The organism is Pseudomonas sp. H11T01, assembly GCF_048515765.1.
Lineage (GTDB): Bacteria > Pseudomonadota > Gammaproteobacteria > Pseudomonadales > Pseudomonadaceae > Aquipseudomonas.
In genome coordinates this window covers 1-17,702 of sequence record NZ_JBLYED010000030.1, presented here as the reverse complement: position 1 = coordinate 17,702, position 17,702 = coordinate 1, and the positions used below count along the sequence as shown (strand labels likewise).

Sequence of the window (17,702 nt, the reverse complement as noted above, 5' to 3'; positions counted from 1 at the left end):
GAGCGTGGGAACGATCAATCAATGGTTTCAACCGGGTCTTACGGTTTCACCAATCGTGCATCCAGGCTGTTCTGGGCCAGGCGTTTGGCCTGGTCCTGCGTCATACCAAGATGGGTATACAGCGCGTGGAAGTTCTCGGTGACGTAACCGCCAAAGTAAGCCGGATCATCCGAGTTCACTGTGACCTTCACGCCACGCTCAAGCATGTCGAGGATGTTGTGCTGTGACATGTCGTCGAACACGCACAGCTTGGTGTTGGACAGCGGGCAGACGGTCAGCGGAATCTGCTCGTCGATAATCCGCTGCATCAGACGCTCATCTTCGATGGCGCGCACGCCATGGTCGATACGCTGGATTTTCAGCAGGTCGAGGGCTTCCCAGATGTACTCGGGCGGGCCTTCTTCACCGGCGTGGGCGACAGTCAGAAAGCCCTCGTTACGGGCGCGATCAAACACGCGCTGGAACTTGCTCGGCGGGTGACCCATTTCTGAACTGTCGAGGCCGACAGCAACAAACGCATCGCGAAATGGCAGTGCCTGATCGAGGGTTTTCTCGGCTTCTTCTTCGCTCAAATGACGCAGGAAACTGAGGATCAGACCGCTGGTGATACCCAGTTGTTGCTCGCCATCTTTCAGTGCGCTGGCAATACCGTTGAGCACCACTTCAAACGGCACACCACGGTCGGTGTGGGTTTGTGGGTCGAAGAACGGTTCGGTGTGAATCACGTTCTGCGCCTTGCAGCGCAGCAGGTAAGCCCAGGTCAGGTCATAGAAGTCCTGAGAGGTGCGCAACACATCCGCGCCCTGGTAATACAGGTCGAGAAACTCTTGCAGATTGTTGAAGGCGTAAGCCTTGCGCAGGGTGTCGACGTCGTCCCACGGTAGAGCAATTTTGTTGCGCTCTGCCAGGGTGAACAGCAGCTCAGGCTCCAGCGAGCCTTCCAGGTGCAGGTGCAGTTCGGCCTTGGGCAAGGCGTTTAGCCAGTCGTACATTATTGAATTCTCATCAGGTGCAATGACGGCATTCTACAGGCCGACGCTGAAATAATTGGCAAAACCTGACCAGCTGGTTCATCACACAGCCTCCCGTTCTCGCCGATAAGCGTAGGTGTCGGCAAAGCGCGACAGCAGGAATTCGGCACAGGTGGTCGTCGGGTATTTCGGCGGGTGATCACTGTCCTGGCAACCGGGCAGGCATTCGATGCGGGTGTCCGGGTGCGGTTCGGCAAAGAACGGCATGGAGTAGCGATCGACTCCCAAAGGGCTGATGACCCGGTGGGGCGTCGAGAGATAACGGTCGTTGCTCCAGCGCGCCATCATGTCGCCGAGGTTGACCACGAAAGTACCCTCGATCGGCGGGGCGTCGATCCATTCTCCGTGGACATTGCGCACTTGCAAACCACCGGCGGTGTCCTGATAGAGCAGGGTGATGCAGCCGTAATCGGTGTGAGCACCTGCGCCCTGTTGTGCTGCGGAACTGGCAGTGTGACGCGGCGGATAGTGGATCATGCGCAGCACGCTGACCGGCTCGACGAAACGCTGATCGAAGAAGTCGCGCTCGATGCCCAATGCCAGGGTCATGGCCCGCAGCAGGGTTTGGGCGAGGGCTTGCATGTCGGTGTAGTGTTGTTCCATCAGGCTTTCCCAGCCCGGCATGTCGGGATGCCGATTGGGGCCGCGCAAGGGTTTTTCCGCCAGCACGTCAGGGTGATCGGCCGACAGGTGCAAGCCCATGTCGAAGGTTTCTTTCAGGTCGCTGGGTTTGTTCGGATCGAGCTGCTCGGTAGCGATGGCGCCATAGCCACGATGGTGACGGGTCTGAGTGATATCGATCTTTAGCTTCTCAAAGGCCGGTAAGGCAAAGAACTGTTTGGCGCTGTCGAGCAATTGGCCGAGGCGTGTTTCTGTGATCGGGTGCCCCTTGATATAGAAGAAGCCCCACTCGCGGCAGGCGCTGTCGATCTGGTCGGCGACCGCTTGCCAGGCTAGAGGATCGTCATGGTAAAGCGCAGCGATATCGATGATGGGAAGCTGGTTCATGCTTCTGTCCTGCTAATTGATCGTTCCCAAGCTCTGCGTGGGAATGCATCCCGTGACGCTCTGCGTCACCTGGACGCGGAGCGTCCAAGGCGGCGTTCCCACGCAGAGCGTAGGAACGATCGGCACAGGTTTTCGCCTGACCCGAATTACTTAGGCAAATCCGCCTTCATGCCTTCAACGTAATAGTTCATCGACGCCAGCTCCGCATTGCTGGCACTCACGCCCGCCGCGATTTTCTCTACGCCGGCCTGGTCCTTGATCGGCCCGGTGAACGGGTGAAATTCACCGCTCTTGATGCGGGTGATGATTTGCTCCGCTTCGGCCTTCACGTCGGCCGGCACAACGTCACTGATCGGCAATTCAACCGTGCCTTCTTTCAATCCGCCCCAGTAATCCTGGGATTTCCAGTTATGGTCGATAACGCTTTGGGTCGCCTGAATATAGTGTGGCCCCCAGTTGTTGACGATGGAGGTCAGCACTGCTTTCGGACCGAAGTGCGCCATGTCCGAGGCATAGCCCACCGCGTACACGCCACGACGCTCGGCCGCCTGGATCGGTGCGGGGCTATCGGTGTGCTGGAACACCACGTCGACGCCCTGGTCGATCAGCGCGTTGGCTGCGTCAGCCTCTTTGCCCGGATCGAACCAGGAGTTGACCCACACTACTTTGATCTCGGTGCCTGGGTTGTATGTGTTCAGAGCCAGTTGAATGGCGTTGATATCGCGGATCACTTCCGGAATCGGGAAGGAGGCGACGTAGCCGATTTTTTTGCTTTTAGTCATCTTCGCCGCGAGGAAGCCGCCGACATAGCGCCCCTCGTAAGTGCGAGCCAGATAAGTACCGAGGTTCTTGTCCTGCTTGTAGCCGGTGGCGTGCTCGAAGGTCACTTTGGGGAATTGTTTGGCGACCTTCAGCGTTGGGTTCATATAGCCGAAGGAGGTGGTGAAAATCATGTCGTACTTGTCCTTGGCCATATTGCGGATTACCCGCTCGGCATCCGCGCCTTCGGCCACGTTCTCGACATAGTTGGTGGTGATCTTGTCGCCGAACTTTTCCACCAGCGCCTTGCGACCCTGTTCATGCTGATAGGTCCAGCCATGGTCACCGATCGGGCCGATATAGACGAAGCCGACTTTCAACGGATCGGCAGCACTGGCAGTCAAGCCGGCACTGAGGCCAATAGCTGCCGCAACGGCGCAAAGCAGCTTCTTCAACGGACGTTTATGCATGAATTCGAACTCTGTTTTGTTGTGAGAGGTTGGCTGGGCTCAAGGGCTTGAACAGCCCAATGCAAATAGCTGACCAACAAGACAACAAATTTCGAGTCGAGGGTGGAGCCCTTCGCGGGCAAGCCCGCTCCCACAGGATATGCGCAGACATTGTGGGAGTGGGCTTGCCCGGGAATAGGCCAGAATGTCCAATGCAGTGCATGAACTGAAATGCTGCCTGCCACTGGTGCGCTAAGGTGTAACGAAACGTTAGCGACTCACCACAGTCGGTAGCTCATCACGTCTGCTTCGCTTCATTCAGCAATAGGCCTTCAATGCTCACATTACTCAAGCAAGAGAAGTTTCTGCTGCTGGCCTTGCTTGCAGCATTCGCGGCCTACCCGCTTGAGCACTGGTTGCTGCACAGCGGCCAGATGACTGCCCTCGTCGGCGGGCTGGTGCTGATTGCCTTTATCGTCTGCGCCTCGATGCGTGTCGCCCATCACGCGGAGCTACTGGCAGAAAAAGTCGGCGACCCCTACGGCACGATGATCCTGACCCTGGCTGCGGTGCTGGTCGAGGTGGTGATCCTGGCGATCATGATGAGCAACGAAGCCTCTGCGACCCTGGTGCGCGACACCATCTATTCAGCGGTGATGCTCGACATCAACGGCATTCTCGGTCTGGCGGCGTTGATGGGCGGGCTCAAACACGGCGAACAGTCCTACAACGATGACTCGGCGCGAACCTACAGTGTGATGATCCTTACCGCCATGGGCGTTTCCATGGTGGTGCCGGAGTTCATCCCCGAAGCGGACTGGAAGGTTTACTCAGGCTTCACCATCGGCGCCATGGTGGTGCTTTACACCCTGTTCCTGCGGATGCAGGTCGGACCCCACAGTTATTTCTTCAGTTACAGCTATCCGGAAAAACGCCGCAAAAAAGAGCCGTTGGAAGACACACCTCAGATCAACCTCGGGCAATCCATTGGCACATTGGTGTTCGGTGTGGTGGTGATCGGTGCATTGGCCGAAGTGATGTCCAATACCCTTGACCTGGGCCTTGAAGGCACAGGCGCGCCACCCGTGATCACGGCGATTCTGGTGGCGGCAATTTCCGCCGCGCCGGAGATTCTCACCGCGTTGCGCGCGGCCTTGGCCAATCGCATGCAATCAGTGGTGAACATTGCCTTGGGGGCGTCACTGTCGACGGTGATCCTGACGGTGCCCGTGATGGAAGCCATGGCCCTCTACACCGGCCAACCCTTCCAGATGGCCATGACCCCGGTGCAGACAGTCATGGTCTTCATCACCCTGATCGTCAGCGCGATCAACCTCAACGATGGCGAAACCAACGCCATCGAAGGGATGACTCACTTTGTGTTGTTTGCGACCTTCATCATGTTGTCGCTGCTAGGGCTTTAAAAAGCTTCGCGGGCAAGCCCGCTCCCACAGGTAAATTGCAATCGAATGTGGGAGCGGGCTTGCCCGCGAAGGCGTCCTATCAAACGCCGCTAATCAACTGCCTCGCCGCCTGGCTGTGATCGGCAATCAACCCCTTCAGATCGAGCCCTTCAACCTGTCCGTCGATCACCCGCCATTTACCGCCGATCATCACCCGATCCGCCCGATCTGCGCCGCACAGCAGCAGCGCTGACAACGGATCATGACTGCCAGAAAAACGTAGCTCATCGAGTTTGAACAGCGCCAGATCCGCCTGCTTGCCCACTGCCAGTTCGCCGATATCGGTGCGTCCGAGCAGTTGCGCTGAACCGCGTGTGGCCCAACCGAGCACTAACTCGGGAGTGATCTTTTCCGCGCCGTAGCGCAGGCGCTGCAGGTACAGCGCCTGACGGGTTTCGAGGATCATGTTCGATGCATCGTTGGAGGCCGAGCCATCCACACCCAAGCCCAACGGCGCGCCCGCTGCGATCAAGTCCAGGGTTGGGCAAATGCCTGAAGCCAGACGCATATTCGAGCTCGGGCAATGGCAGATGCCGGTACCGGCAGCACCCAGGCGGGCAATTTCATCAGGGTTGAAATGAATCCCGTGGGCCAGCCAGGTGCGCGGTCCTAGCCAGCCGACACTGTCCAGATAATCCACGGTGCGCAGGCCGAAGCGTTGCAGGCAGAAGTCCTCTTCGTCGAGGGTTTCGGCGAGATGGGTGTGCAGGCGCACGTCGAGTGTGTTGGCCAGCTCAGCACTGGCCGACATGATTTCTGGCGTGACGGAAAACGGTGAGCAGGGCGCCAGGGCAATCTGGATTTGCGCACCGTCGCCACGTTCGTGGTACTCGGCGATCAGTCGCTGGCTGTCGGCGAGAATTACTTCGCCTTGCTGCACGGTCTGTTGCGGCGGCAACCCGCCATCGGCTTCCCCCAGACTCATCGAGCCCCGGGTGAGCATTGCGCGCATGCCGAGCTCGCGGACACTCTCGACCTGCACATCAATGGCGTTTTCCAGACCTTCGGGAAACAGGTAATGGTGATCGGCTGCCGTTGTGCAACCAGACAGCAGCAACTCGGCCAAAGCGACTTTGGTCGCCAGCGCCAACTTCTCCGGGGTCAATCTAGCCCAGACCGGATAGAGGGTTTTCAACCAGGGGAACAGCGGCTGATTGACCACCGGCGCCCAGGCGCGGGTCAGGGTTTGATAGAAGTGATGGTGGGTGTTGATGAGTCCGGGAAGGATCACATGCTCGCGAGCATCGAAAACGTGTCCACAGGCCGTGGCGGGTTGTTGCCCTATGCCGAGCACTTCGACGATCAAACCGTCTTGCAGCACCAGGCCGCCACGGGCATCAAGCGCGTTGGCAGTGAAAATGGCCAGGGGATTTTTTAACCAGATACGGGTCGCAGGCATTGGCCGGCTCCTCTGAAAAATGGGTTCAGGTTCGCCAGCTCAGTGTTGCCCTGTCTGCTGATCCAGGGTCGCCGGGGAGGGCGAAGTGCAGAGTTTACTCACATTATTGGTCGGCTACATAGGGCCGCCGATCTACCGATGAATTACCAGGGAATCGTCTCACCTCTGTAATTCACAAAATGATGCCCACCCTTGCCCGCATAAGCATTCACCTGCTCGATCAACCCACGAGTGCTGGTTTCGACATCGATGTCCGCACCTTCGCCGCCCATGTCGGTTTTCACCCAGCCCGGATGCAACGACAGCACGGTCAGTTTCTGCTCGCCCAGCTGAGTGACAAAGCTGTTGGTCATAGAATTCAGCGCCGCCTTGCTGGCTTTGTACAGCGCCAGTTCGGGGGCGTCGGGCATGGTCACGCTGCCGAGTACCGAACTCATGAATGCCAGCACACCGCTGTCCGGGCGGATCTGCCCGACGAAGCGCTGGGCCAGATTGATCGGAGCCACGGCGTTGGTGAAGAACAACTGGCCGACCTCGGCGAGGGTTGCGTTGCCTGGCGTCTGATCCTCCGGGCCTTTGACCCCGGCGTTGACGAACAGCAGGTCGAACACCTGGCCTTTAAGGCGTTGGTTCAGGGCGATGACGGCTTGTTGATCATCCATGTCCAGTTGTTCAATTTGCACCGTGCCCAGTGCCTGCAGGGCTTCAGCTTTCTGCGGGTTGCGCACCGTGGCGGTGACCTGCCAGCCGTCGGCCAGCAAGCGTTTCACCAGTCCGAGGCCCAAGCCTCTGGAGGCGCCGATGATGAGTGCGGTTTTTGCCGTAGACATGAGTGGCTTCCTTGAAAAAAAGAGGGTTATGGGTTCAATGGACAACGTTGCCCGAGCCGTTGTTGCAATTCCTGGCGTAACTCGCCGAGTTCGGCGATCCGGGTTTCGATCAGTCTCAGCTTGTCTTGCAGTAGTTGAGTGATGGCGCACTCCGGGTCTTTGGCCTTCCACAGTGCGGCCACGCTGCTTCCGATTTCGCCGAGCGTAAAACCCAGGCGTTGCGCCGTCTTGATGTAGAGCACCAGTTGCACCATCTCGGCCGGATAGTCGCGATAACCGTTGGCGCTGCGTTGGGCGGCGATCAATCCGCGTTGCTCGTAAAAACGCAGGGTGTCGCGGCTGACGGCGCTGGCCTGGGCTAATTCACCAATACGCATTTTGAAGACTCTTTGAAGCTTGACCCTGGAGCATACTCCAGGCTTTAGCCTGCGTGCTCCTTGAATAATGGAGACGCCACAATGTGGACTGCAAGCCAATACCGCCAACTGGTCCGTGCGAGCGGTTGGTACGACCTGATCGTGACCGCCGCTTTCGTTACGCCCTGGAGTTTTGTGGTGTTACACGGGTTGATGCTGAGTCTTTCCCAGGCGCTCAATCTACCCGGCGAGCTGCCGCCGTTCGAACCGATGCACATGTTGATGGCTAATCTGCTGGGCTCGATCGTTTGCGTCTGGTCGGTGCTGCGGATTCGTGATCCGCAGCAAGCGTTCGGCCGCTATGACGCGGTCGGGCGGTTTTTGTTTGCTACGTGGCAGATCTATGCATTAGCCCACGGTGCCAGCTCATTGCTGGCGATTTTCCTGTTCTTCGAACTGGCGTGGGGCATTGCTCAGTTGTTGACTGTCCGGCAGCCATCGCGAGCAAGCTCGCTCCTACAAGGATTGCGCAACACCTGTGGGAGCGGGCTTGCCCGCGAAGGCGTCAGTTCAGCCAACCCCTAATGCCCCGCCTGCCACGGCTGCCCCAACGAAACCGGTGCGTACAAGCGTGTCCGCACCGCGTCCCGCGACAGCAGGACCAACACCAGAATGGTCGCGGCGTAGGGCAGCATCGCCAGCAGGTTCGACGGGATCGCCAGCCCCAGGCCTTGGGCGACCAGGTGCAGGATGCTGGCAAGCCCGAACAGGTAAGCACCCAGCAGCAAACGCCACACGCGCCAACTGGCAAACACCACCAGCGCCAGGGCAATCCAGCCACGACCGGCGCTCATGTTTTCTGCCCACATTGGCGTATAGGCCAGCGACAGATAGGCCCCGGCCAACCCGGCCATGGCGCCGCCGAACTGCACTGCCAACGTTCGCACACGCAGCACCGGCAGGCCCATGGCGCTGGCGGCATCGGGGTTTTCACCCACGGCCTGAATGATCAGGCCGACGCGGCTTTTCAGAATCGCCCAAGCCACCAACGCAAACAGCGCAAATGACAGATAAACCAGCAGATCCTGAGCAAACAGCATCCGTCCGATCAGCGGGATTTCACTCAGAATGGGAATCGCCACTGGCTCGAAACCTGCCAGTGGCTTACCCACCCAAGCCGCTCCAACAAAACTCGACAGGCCAACGCCGAAGATAGTCAGCGCCAACCCGGTCGCGACCTGATTGGCGTTGAACACCAACGCCACCAAGGCAAACAGCGCCGACAGCAACATACCGGCGAGCATCGCCAGCAGCACGCCGAGCCAGAGATTGCCGGTGCTCAAGGCGACGATAAAACCGATCACCGCACCGAACAGCATCATGCCTTCCTGACCGAGGTTGAGGACGCCGCTTTTCTCGCAGATCAGTTCGCCCAAAGCCACCAACAGCAGCGGCGTACCGCAACGGACCATGGCGTAGAAAATATTACTCAGCAGATCGATATCCATCACAGCGCTCCTGCTTGAACATTGGCGATTGAGGCGCGTCTTGCCCAGCGCAGATTCAAGCGCGGGCGATAAAGGATCAGCACATCACTGGCCAGCAGGAAAAACAGCATCATGCCCTGGAACAGCTGAGTGATTGCCTGCGGCAGATTGAGACTCATCTGTGCGCTCTCGCCACCGATGTACAGCAGCGCCATCAGCAGGCTGGAAAACAAAATACCGATGGGGTTCAGCCGACCGAGAAACGCCACGGTGATCGCCGCGTAGCCATAACCGGGAGAAACCTGCGGCACCAGTTGGCCGATGGGCCCGGTGACTTCGCAGACGCCGGCCAGCCCTGCCAACCCGCCGCTGATCAACAGCGCCAGCCAGATCAGCCGCTTCTCGCGAAAGCCGACGAACCCGGCGGCGCGTTTGTCCAGGCCGAGCACCTTGATCTGAAAACCGACAAAACTCTTCTGTAGCAACACCCAAACGGCAACCAGCGCCAGCAGGGCGAAATACACCCCGGCATGCACACGGCCGTCTTCGAGCAACAACGGCAAACGGCTGGCATCACCGAACATTGCCGATTCCGGGAAGTTGAAACCGGCCGGGTCCTTTAGCGGCCCATGGACGCAGAACAGCAGCAAGTTCAGGGCGATGTAATTGAGCATGATGCTGGTGAGGATTTCATTGGCGTTGAATCGCGTGCGCAGCCACGCCGTCAATCCGGCCCAGGCCGCACCGCCCAACGTACCGGTGATCAGGATCAACACCAGCGCCCAGCGACTTTGCATGTCGATGATATTTACCGCCAGCGCGCTGCCGGCCAGCGCGCCGAGCAGCAACTGACCTTCGGCGCCGATGTTCCAGATCCGTGCTTGATACGCCACCGCCAGGCCCAACGCACACAGCAGAATCGGCAGGGCTTTGACCAGCAGTTCAGAGACTCCATACAGGTCGCTGATCGGTGCAATCAACAAAGTGTGCAACGTCAGCAAAGGGTCGTGACCGAGGGCGATAAACAACAGCGAGCCGCAACCGAGGGTCAGCGCCGCAGCAAGGAGCGGTGAGCACCACAACATCAGGCGCGATTGCTGACCACGGGGTTCGAGAGAAAGCAGCATGTGAAACTCCGTTAAACCGGCAAAGGTGCGTGGTGTTCAGAGGTGTCGAACTGACCGGCCATCCAGCTGCCGACTTCGCTCAGGTCGGTCTGGTCGGTTGCCTTGAGCGTCGAGAGTCGACCGCTGCACAGCGCTGCCAGTCGATCGCTGATCTGGAACAGTTCGTCGAGGTCTTCGGAGATCACCAGGATCGCCGCACCCGCATCGCGTAGTGCAATCAGCGCGCGATGGATCACCGCTGCGGCGCCCACATCCACACCCCAGGTCGGGTGTGCTGCGATGAGCAGTTTCGGTTGCTGAAGGATTTCTCGGCCGAGAATGAATTTCTGCAAATTGCCGCCGGACAGACTGCGAGCGGGTGTTTCGGCATTCGGCGTTTTAACCCCGAAACGACGAATGATTTCTTCGGCCAGTGCCTGAACCTTGCCGTGCTGAATCAAGCCATGGCTGACCAGTCCCTGTTGGAAAGCGGTCAGCAAGGCGTTGTCTGCCAGACTCAACTCAGGCACGGCACCGTGGCCCAGACGTTCCGCGGGAACAAAAGCCAAACCGAGCGCGCGTCGAGCGTCCGGGCGTAAATGGGCAACCGCTTGCCCGGCGAAACCGATGGTTGCGGCGTCAATACGAGCAAGGCATTCCTCTCCACTGAGCAGGGCCAGCAACTCGTCCTGCCCATTCCCGGCCACGCCGGCGAGGCCGACGATTTCGCCGCAACGCACCTCAAGGTCAATCTCCCTCAACGAGCAGCCAAACGGATCCGGGTTGTGCCAGGACAGATCCTGAACCTGCAGAAAGATTTCGCCACCCGCGGTTTTCGGGTAATCGGCGATCAGCCCTGCGGCGTCCCCCACCATCAATCGCGCAAGCTCTTGATCCGAACACTCGGCCGGAACGCAGTGCCCGGTCACTCGACCACCGCGCAGTACCGTGGCGCTGTGGCACAGCGCCCGAACCTCGCCGAGCTTGTGGCTGATAAACAGAATGCTGCAACCCTCGCTGGCCAAACGGCGCAGGGTGACGAACAATTCGTCGGCCTCCTGCGGCGTCAGGACTGACGTTGGCTCATCGAGAATCAGCAGGCGAATGTCCTGCATCAGGCAACGAATGATCTCCACCCGCTGGCGTTCGCCAATCGACAGGCTGTGCACCAGCCGCTCTGGCTCAATGGCCATGCCATAACGCTGCGAGACTTCGCGAATTCGCGGCCCCAGCTGCTTGGGTGTGCCTGCCGCAGCGCCCATGGCCAAGGCAATGTTCTGCGCTACGCTCAGGGTTTCAAACAGTGAGAAGTGCTGGAACACCATGCCAATCCCCAGACTGCGCGCCTGGGCCGGGGTGCGCATGGTCAACCGCTGCCCTTGCCAGATCATCTCGCCGGAGTCGGCGTGGGTCACGCCGTAGATGATCTTCATCAAGGTGCTTTTCCCGGCGCCGTTTTCACCGAGCAGTGCGTGGATCTCACCGGGTTGAATACTCAGGTCGATGCTGTCGTTGGCCAGGCAGCCGGGATAGCGTTTGCTGATATTGCGCAGTTGCAGGCGGGGCGTTTGATCAGGGATCGGCACAGGGTTTGGCATGACAGGCTCAGGGCGATTGAAGTGATGCCTGTGGGTAAAGCAAAATCCTGGCCAATGAGTCAGGAAAGCACTGAGGTCAGCGTAGTTGTGCACCTGTAGATTGTGCGATGCGATATTTTGATCCTCGATCCGGCACCACTTCAGGGCAGTCCAGTGGGTAAGGCTCAGGTTTTGCCCTTATCAAACTGGTTAAAAAATGATCAGGCGATACAAAGCGTTGCCACCTGTGCGACTTAGCCAGCCTTGCACGGGTTATCCACAGGTTGCTCCACAGTATTTGTGCGCAAGCCAAATGCACGGGCATAAGCACTGAAGGGCTTTCTTCTAAAGGTGATAAACCGCTCTAACTGATTGTTTTGCGGTTAAATTAATCGCCTTGAAGGGTGTTTGGATGAAAAATGAACAACGGCCGCAAAGCCACGTTGCAGAAGGGATGCAGGGGAATGTACTCAGGTTATCCACAGTCGGGTGCACAGCAGATGTGGGCAAGTCGTGAGAGCACTTGGTTTGTTTCTTGCCCCAAAAGATCGCAGCCTCCGACGGTGAAACGCGACCCCGCGTAGGAGCTGCCGAAGGTTCGGGCCGCGTTCGGACGATCTTTTGATCTTGTCTTTCTAGCGCTGCAACAAAATCCGCCCACGACTCAGGTCCGCCAGTTGCGTTTGCAGGATATCAATCTGCGCTTCGCCGACTGCCAGCTGCAGCTCCACGCCATTGGCGGTGAAGATTTCCTCCAGCATCAAGCCGCCGAGTTCAGCCACCCGCAGTTTGACCAGGGCCAATTCGCTGAAACCGCAGGCGCAGCGCAGTTGCACGCGACTGATCAGTGCAATGCGTTCGGCGCCTTGCAAACACTTGTTGGCGCTGCCGCCGTAGGCCCGGGCGAGGCCGCCAGTGCCTAACTGGATGCCGCCGTACCAGCGAATCACCAGCACCGCGACTTGATCACAATCCTGCGCTTCGATGGCCGCCAGAATCGGTCGCCCGGCAGTACCGCCCGGTTCGCCGTCGTCATTGCTGCGGTATTGATCGGCGAGTTTCCAGGCCCAGCAATTGTGCGAGGCATTCAAGTCGCTGTGCTGCTCGATGAACGCCTGAGCCTCGGCAGCGCTGGCGATCGGTGCGGCGAGGGCAATGAAGCGGCTTTTGCGAATTTCTTCGCGATATTCGCAAAGGCCAGCGAGGGTAAAAGGCATGCGCGAGGATCTTTTAAAGGGTTGGCTTGAGGCCGCAGCCCTTGAGAATGATACGGATCAGATTGTTGCCGGCGTCTTCCATATCCTGTTTGGTCAGTTTGGTTCGGCCGGTCACGCGACAGATCTGCGTGGCGAAGTCAGCATAGTGTTGGGTGCTGCCCCACAACAGGAAGATCAGATGCACCGGCTCGATTGGGTCCATCTTGTCGGCATCGATCCAGGCCTGGAACACGCCTGCCCGGCCCTGGAACCAGGCGCGATAGTCCTGACTGAAATACTCCGTCAGGCATTCACCACCGCTGATGATTTCCATGGCAAAGATTCGCGAGGCTTGCGGCTGGCGACGGGAAAATTCCATCTTGGCGCGGATGTAGCGGGTGAGCGCTTCGGCAGGATCGTCTTCGGCGGTCAGCGTGTTGAAGGCGCTGTCCCACAACTCGATGATGTTGCTCAGCACCGCTACATAAAGCCCAAGCTTGTTGGTGAAGTAGTAATGCAGGTTGGCCTTGGGCAGCCCGGCATTCTGCGCAATGGTGTTCATGCTGGTGCCTTTGAACCCGTGACGAGCGAACTCATCTTCGGCCGCCTTTATGATTGCTTCTTCGTTCTTTTGACGAATTCGGCTGGCAGGTTTTCCGGAATGGGCACCGGCGTGGGCTGGGACTTCAAGGGTCATGGACGTTTCCGAGCAGTTCTGTGGGTGCAACCAATGCGTTGATAGCGCACCCACAAGAATCAGACAAGCCTTGTCACCATAAAAGATCGGGTTTACCGCGTGGCCGCCAGGCTCTCCAGAAAGCTTTCCAGCACCAAATGAGGGCGACGGCCCTTGCGGGTGACCGACGCCAGGCTCAGGTCATAGAAACGCGCTTTGGGTTTCAGCGCGCGTAACCGACCTTGCTGCACCCAGAGGGCGGCGTAATGGTCCGGCAGATAACCGATGTAGCGCCCGGTCAAAATCAGAAACGCCATGCCTTCGCGGTCCGACGCGCTGGCGGTGCAATTGAGCGCCTGATAGTGCGCCTGGATCTCGGACGGCAAACGGAAGGTCGGTGCGATGGCGTCCTGACTGTTGAGGCGCTCATCGTCCAGTTGCTTGTCATCGACATAAAACAGCGGATGCCCGACTGCGCAGTAGAGCAGCGAACGCTCGCTGTACAGCGGCTGGTATTCCAGACCGGACAATGCGCTGGCTTGTGGCACCACACCCACATGCAAGCGCCCGTCGAGCACACCTTGTTCAACCTCGTTGGGGGCGATCATGCGGATCTGGATCTGCACATCGGGACCACGTTCTTTCAACTGGGCCAAAGCATGGGTGATGCGCATGTGGGGCAGGGTGACCAGGTTGTCGGTCAGGCCGATGGTCAACTCGCCACGCAGATGTTGGTGCAGGCCGTTGACCTCGGTGCGGAAACTTTCCAGCGCACTTAGTAGCTGCAAGGCCGATTGATAGACCTCGCGGCCTTCCTCCGTCAGCGAGAAACCGGCGCGACCGCGTTGGCACAGGCGCAGGCCGAGGCGCTGTTCAAGATCGCTCATCTGCTGGCTGATGGCTGAGCGGCCAATCCCTAACACGGTTTCCGCTGCAGAGAAGCCGCCGCATTCGACCACGCTGCGAAATATGCGCAACAAGCGGATATCAAAGTCACTGACTTGCGCCAACGGATCGGGGCGACGACTGCTCATAGTTTAGTGCTGGCCTGACTGAACGTTAGAAAAGTTGGATTTCACAGACTTTATCCCCGTGGCAATTTAGCTGCAAGAACGCTTTTGATCCCTACGCCGCTTATTGCCCTGCGAGGTTTTGCTCATGAACTTGCCTGAAAACGGTCCGGTCTCCCTGGCCAGCCAACTCAAGCTCGATGCTCACTGGATGCCTTACACCGCCAACCGCAACTTTCATCGCGACCCGCGTCTGATCGTGGCCGCGGAAGGCAGTTACCTGATCGATGACAAAGGTCGCAAGGTCTACGACTCGTTGTCCGGCCTGTGGACCTGTGGCGCTGGGCATACCCGCAAAGAAATCCAGGAAGCCGTTTCGAAGCAATTGGGCACCCTCGATTACTCGCCGGGCTTCCAGTACGGTCACCCTCTGTCGTTCCAACTGGCAGAGAAAATCACCGAGCTGACTCCAGGCAATCTGAATCACGTGTTCTTTACCGACTCCGGTTCCGAGTGCGCGGATACCGCGGTGAAGATGGTGCGCGCCTACTGGCGTCTGAAAGGTCAGGCAACCAAGACCAAAATGATCGGTCGTGCCCGTGGCTATCACGGCGTGAACATCGCCGGCACCAGTCTGGGTGGCGTTAATGGCAACCGCAAAATGTTTGGCCAGGCGATGATGGATGTCGACCATCTGCCTCACACCTTGCTGGCGAGCAATGCCTACTCCCGTGGCATGCCGGAGCAGGGCGGTATCGCTCTGGCCGATGAACTGCTCAAGCTGATTGAGTTGCACGATGCGTCAAACATCGCTGCCGTGTTCGTCGAGCCTATGGCCGGTTCCGCCGGGGTGCTGGTTCCGCCTCAGGGTTACCTCAAACGCCTGCGTGAGATCTGTGATCAGCACAGCATCCTGCTGGTCTTCGATGAAGTGATCACCGGCTTCGGTCGCACCGGTTCGATGTTCGGTGCTGACAGCTTCGGCGTGACTCCGGATTTGATGTGCATCGCCAAGCAAGTCACCAACGGCGCGATTCCGATGGGCGCGGTGATTGCCAGCTCCGAGATCTATCAGACTTTCATGAATCAACCGACGCCGGAATACGCGGTGGAATTCCCCCACGGCTACACCTATTCGGCGCACCCGGTGGCTTGCGCGGCCGGTTTGGCTGCACTGGACCTGCTGCAAAAGGAAAACCTGGTACAGAGCGTGGCTGAAGTCGCGCCACACTTCGAAAACGCATTGCATGGTTTGAAAGGCACCAAAAACGTCATCGACATCCGTAACTACGGCCTGGCCGGCGCGATCCAGATCGCCCCGCGTGACGGCGACGCCATCGTGCGTCCGTTCGAAGCCGGGATGGCGCTGTGGAAGGCCGGTTTCTACGTGCGCTTCGGCGGCGACACCCTCCAGTTCGGCCCAACCTTCAACAGCAAGCCGCAGGACCTTGATCGCCTGTTCGATGCGGTCGGCGAAGTGCTGAACAAGATCGACTGATTCGGCCATACAGAATAAACAGCAGGCGCGAAGCCATTCGTGCCTGTGGACAACTTTTCAGGAGCCCCGCATGAACCTCATCCAGCATTTGATCAACGGCGAACTGGTGACCGACAACGGTCGCAGCGCTGACGTGTTTAACCCGTCCACCGGCCAGCCGATTCACAAAGTACCTTTGGCCAGCCGCGAAACCGTACAAAAAGCCATCGACACGGCCAAGGCCGCGTTCCCGGCCTGGCGCAATACACCTCCCGCCAAGCGTGCCCAGGTGATGTTCCGCTTCAAGCAACTGCTTGAGCAGAACGAAGCGCGTATCGCTCAGTTGATCAGTGAAGAACACGGCAAGACCCTGGAAGACGCCGCAGGTGAATTGAAGCGCGGTATCGAGAACGTCGAGTACGCGTGCTCGGCTCCGGAAATCCTCAAGGGCGAGTACAGCCGTAACGTCGGTCCGAACATCGACGCCTGGTCCGATTTCCAGCCACTGGGCGTGGTTGCCGGTATTACCCCGTTCAACTTCCCAGCCATGGTTCCGTTGTGGATGTATCCACTGGCGATCGTGTGTGGGAACTGCTTCATCCTCAAGCCTTCCGAGCGTGATCCGAGTTCAACGTTGCTGATCGCCCAACTGCTGCAAGAAGCTGGTTTACCGAAAGGCGTATTGAGCGTAGTGCACGGCGACAAGGGTGCGGTGGACGCGTTGATCGAAGCGCCGGAAGTCAAAGCGCTGAGTTTTGTCGGCTCGACACCTATCGCTGAGTACATTTATTCCGAAGCCACCAAGCGCGGCAAACGCGTGCAAGCGTTGGGCGGAGCGAAGAACCATGCAGTGCTGATGCCTGATGCGGACCTGGACAACGCGGTCAGTGCCTTGATGGGCGCGGCTTATGGTTCTTGCGGCGAGCGTTGCATGGCGATCTCGGTGGCTGTATGTGTCAGCGATCAGGTGGCGGATGCGTTGGTGGCCAAACTGGTGCCGCAAATCAAGGCACTGAAAATCGGTGCAGGCACCTCCTGTGGTCTGGACATGGGCCCATTGGTCTCCGGTCAGGCTCGCGACAAAGTCAGTGGCTATATAGAAGACGGTGTTTCCTCCGGCGCTGAGCTGGTGGTCGATGGCCGTGGTCTGAGCGTAGCCGGTCATGAAGAGGGCTTCTTCCTGGGTGGCTGCTTGTTCGATCGCGTCACACCAGAGATGCGCATCTATAAAGAAGAGATCTTCGGCCCGGTGCTGTGCATCGTGCGAGTGAACAGCCTTGAAGAGGCTATGCAACTGATCAACGATCACGAGTACGGCAACGGCACCTGCATCTTCACCCGTGACGGTGAAGCCGCCCGGTTGTTCTGCGACGAGATCGAAGTCGGTATGGTGGGCGTCAACGTACCGTTGCCGGTTCCGGTGGCGTACCACAGCTTTGGCGGCTGGAAGCGTTCGTTGTTTGGCGATCTGCATGCTTATGGCCCGGATGGTGTGCGCTTCTATACTCGTCGCAAGGCGATTACCCAACGCTGGCCGCAACGTGCCAGCCACGAAGCTTCGCAGTTCGCTTTCCCAAGCTTATAAGTAGAAGGGTAAAAAGGCCGGCTCCCTTGTTTGAAAAAAGGGGCCGGCCTTTTGCTTTTCGGGCTTTTCGGGCTTTTATGACTCATATGACAGAATTGTGAAAATAGGTGTTGACGGCAGATTCTGGAGGCCTATAATTCGCCCCACTTCCGGCGCAGTCGAAACAGAAAACTCCTTGCTAAACAATGAGTTACGCAGTTTTCGACAGCGGTTACGCTTCCGTTCAGCGAAGCCCGAAGGAGTTAATAAAGTCGTGTTGTTTGACGTTATTAACGGTTCGATCCACTCGGTCG

General features: G+C 58.5%; 16 protein-coding genes. 4 read left to right on the top strand and 12 right to left on the bottom strand.

Going from position 1 to position 17,702, the window contains the following annotated elements:
• Positions 1 to 38: 38 nt before the first annotated feature.
• From ACN1C3_RS28035 to ACN1C3_RS28025, 3 genes are all read right to left on the bottom strand, one after another.
• Complete coding sequence (locus ACN1C3_RS28035; RefSeq protein WP_419118981.1) at positions 39 to 992, bottom strand: adenosine deaminase; 954 nt, start codon at positions 990 to 992, stop codon at positions 39 to 41.
• Between the two features lie 81 nt (positions 993 to 1,073).
• Positions 1,074 to 2,039, bottom strand: a complete 966-nt coding sequence (locus tag ACN1C3_RS28030; RefSeq protein WP_419118980.1) for a 2-oxoglutarate and iron-dependent oxygenase domain-containing protein — start codon at positions 2,037 to 2,039, stop codon at positions 1,074 to 1,076.
• A gap of 146 nt (positions 2,040 to 2,185) precedes the next feature.
• Positions 2,186 to 3,268, bottom strand: coding sequence for a BMP family ABC transporter substrate-binding protein (locus tag ACN1C3_RS28025; protein ID WP_419118979.1), 1,083 nt, complete (start codon positions 3,266 to 3,268; stop codon positions 2,186 to 2,188).
• A 314-nt stretch (positions 3,269 to 3,582) separates the two neighbouring features.
• Here ACN1C3_RS28025 and ACN1C3_RS28020 point away from each other — a divergent pair, with 314 nt between their 5' ends.
• Complete coding sequence (locus ACN1C3_RS28020) at positions 3,583 to 4,671, top strand: calcium:proton antiporter (protein WP_419118978.1); 1,089 nt, start codon at positions 3,583 to 3,585, stop codon at positions 4,669 to 4,671.
• Between the two features lie 79 nt (positions 4,672 to 4,750).
• Here ACN1C3_RS28020 and ACN1C3_RS28015 read toward each other — a convergent pair whose 3' ends face one another.
• From ACN1C3_RS28015 to ACN1C3_RS28005, 3 genes are all read right to left on the bottom strand, one after another.
• The gene (locus ACN1C3_RS28015) at positions 4,751 to 6,109 is read right to left on the bottom strand and encodes an 8-oxoguanine deaminase (protein ID WP_419118977.1); all 1,359 of its coding nucleotides are present in this window, start codon (positions 6,107 to 6,109) and stop codon (positions 4,751 to 4,753) included.
• Positions 6,110 to 6,252: 143 nt separating this feature from the next.
• Entirely contained in the window at positions 6,253 to 6,939 is a 687-nt protein-coding gene (locus ACN1C3_RS28010; protein ID WP_419118976.1) for an SDR family oxidoreductase, read from the bottom strand.
• Positions 6,940 to 6,965: 26 nt separating this feature from the next.
• On the bottom strand, positions 6,966 to 7,316 hold the full coding sequence (locus ACN1C3_RS28005; protein ID WP_419118975.1) for a MerR family transcriptional regulator: 351 nt from the start codon (positions 7,314 to 7,316) through the stop codon (positions 6,966 to 6,968).
• An 81-nt stretch (positions 7,317 to 7,397) separates the two neighbouring features.
• Here ACN1C3_RS28005 and ACN1C3_RS28000 point away from each other — a divergent pair, with 81 nt between their 5' ends.
• The gene (locus tag ACN1C3_RS28000; protein WP_419118974.1) at positions 7,398 to 7,880 is read left to right on the top strand and encodes a hypothetical protein; all 483 of its coding nucleotides are present in this window, start codon (positions 7,398 to 7,400) and stop codon (positions 7,878 to 7,880) included.
• Here ACN1C3_RS28000 and ACN1C3_RS27995 read toward each other — a convergent pair.
• From ACN1C3_RS27995 to ACN1C3_RS27970, 6 genes are all read right to left on the bottom strand, one after another.
• Positions 7,877 to 8,803 (bottom strand): ABC transporter permease, encoded by a 927-nt coding sequence (locus ACN1C3_RS27995; protein WP_419118973.1) that lies wholly within the window; start codon positions 8,801 to 8,803, stop codon positions 7,877 to 7,879. The genes ACN1C3_RS28000 and ACN1C3_RS27995 overlap by 4 nt on opposite strands.
• Positions 8,803 to 9,909: an ABC transporter permease gene (locus ACN1C3_RS27990; RefSeq protein WP_419118972.1), complete on the bottom strand. Its 1,107-nt coding sequence runs from the start codon at positions 9,907 to 9,909 to the stop codon at positions 8,803 to 8,805. The genes ACN1C3_RS27995 and ACN1C3_RS27990 overlap by 1 nt, the downstream gene beginning before the upstream one ends.
• A gap of 11 nt (positions 9,910 to 9,920) precedes the next feature.
• Positions 9,921 to 11,486, bottom strand: a complete 1,566-nt coding sequence (locus tag ACN1C3_RS27985) for an ABC transporter ATP-binding protein (protein ID WP_419118971.1) — start codon at positions 11,484 to 11,486, stop codon at positions 9,921 to 9,923.
• A 614-nt stretch (positions 11,487 to 12,100) separates the two neighbouring features.
• Positions 12,101 to 12,682 (bottom strand): IMPACT family protein, encoded by a 582-nt coding sequence (locus tag ACN1C3_RS27980; RefSeq protein WP_419118970.1) that lies wholly within the window; start codon positions 12,680 to 12,682, stop codon positions 12,101 to 12,103.
• 13 nt (positions 12,683 to 12,695) lie between these two features.
• Positions 12,696 to 13,358, bottom strand: coding sequence for a TetR/AcrR family transcriptional regulator (locus tag ACN1C3_RS27975; protein WP_419118969.1), 663 nt, complete (start codon positions 13,356 to 13,358; stop codon positions 12,696 to 12,698).
• A 92-nt stretch (positions 13,359 to 13,450) separates the two neighbouring features.
• A complete protein-coding gene (locus ACN1C3_RS27970) occupies positions 13,451 to 14,371 on the bottom strand; it encodes a LysR family transcriptional regulator (protein ID WP_419118968.1) in 921 nt (306 codons plus the stop codon).
• A 124-nt stretch (positions 14,372 to 14,495) separates the two neighbouring features.
• On the opposite strand from ACN1C3_RS27970, the gene ACN1C3_RS27965 reads away from it, so the two are divergent.
• Positions 14,496 to 15,845 (top strand): aspartate aminotransferase family protein, encoded by a 1,350-nt coding sequence (locus tag ACN1C3_RS27965; protein ID WP_419118967.1) that lies wholly within the window; start codon positions 14,496 to 14,498, stop codon positions 15,843 to 15,845.
• A gap of 70 nt (positions 15,846 to 15,915) precedes the next feature.
• Positions 15,916 to 17,409, top strand: a complete 1,494-nt coding sequence (locus ACN1C3_RS27960) for a CoA-acylating methylmalonate-semialdehyde dehydrogenase (protein ID WP_419118966.1) — start codon at positions 15,916 to 15,918, stop codon at positions 17,407 to 17,409.
• Positions 17,410 to 17,702 lie beyond the last annotated feature (293 nt).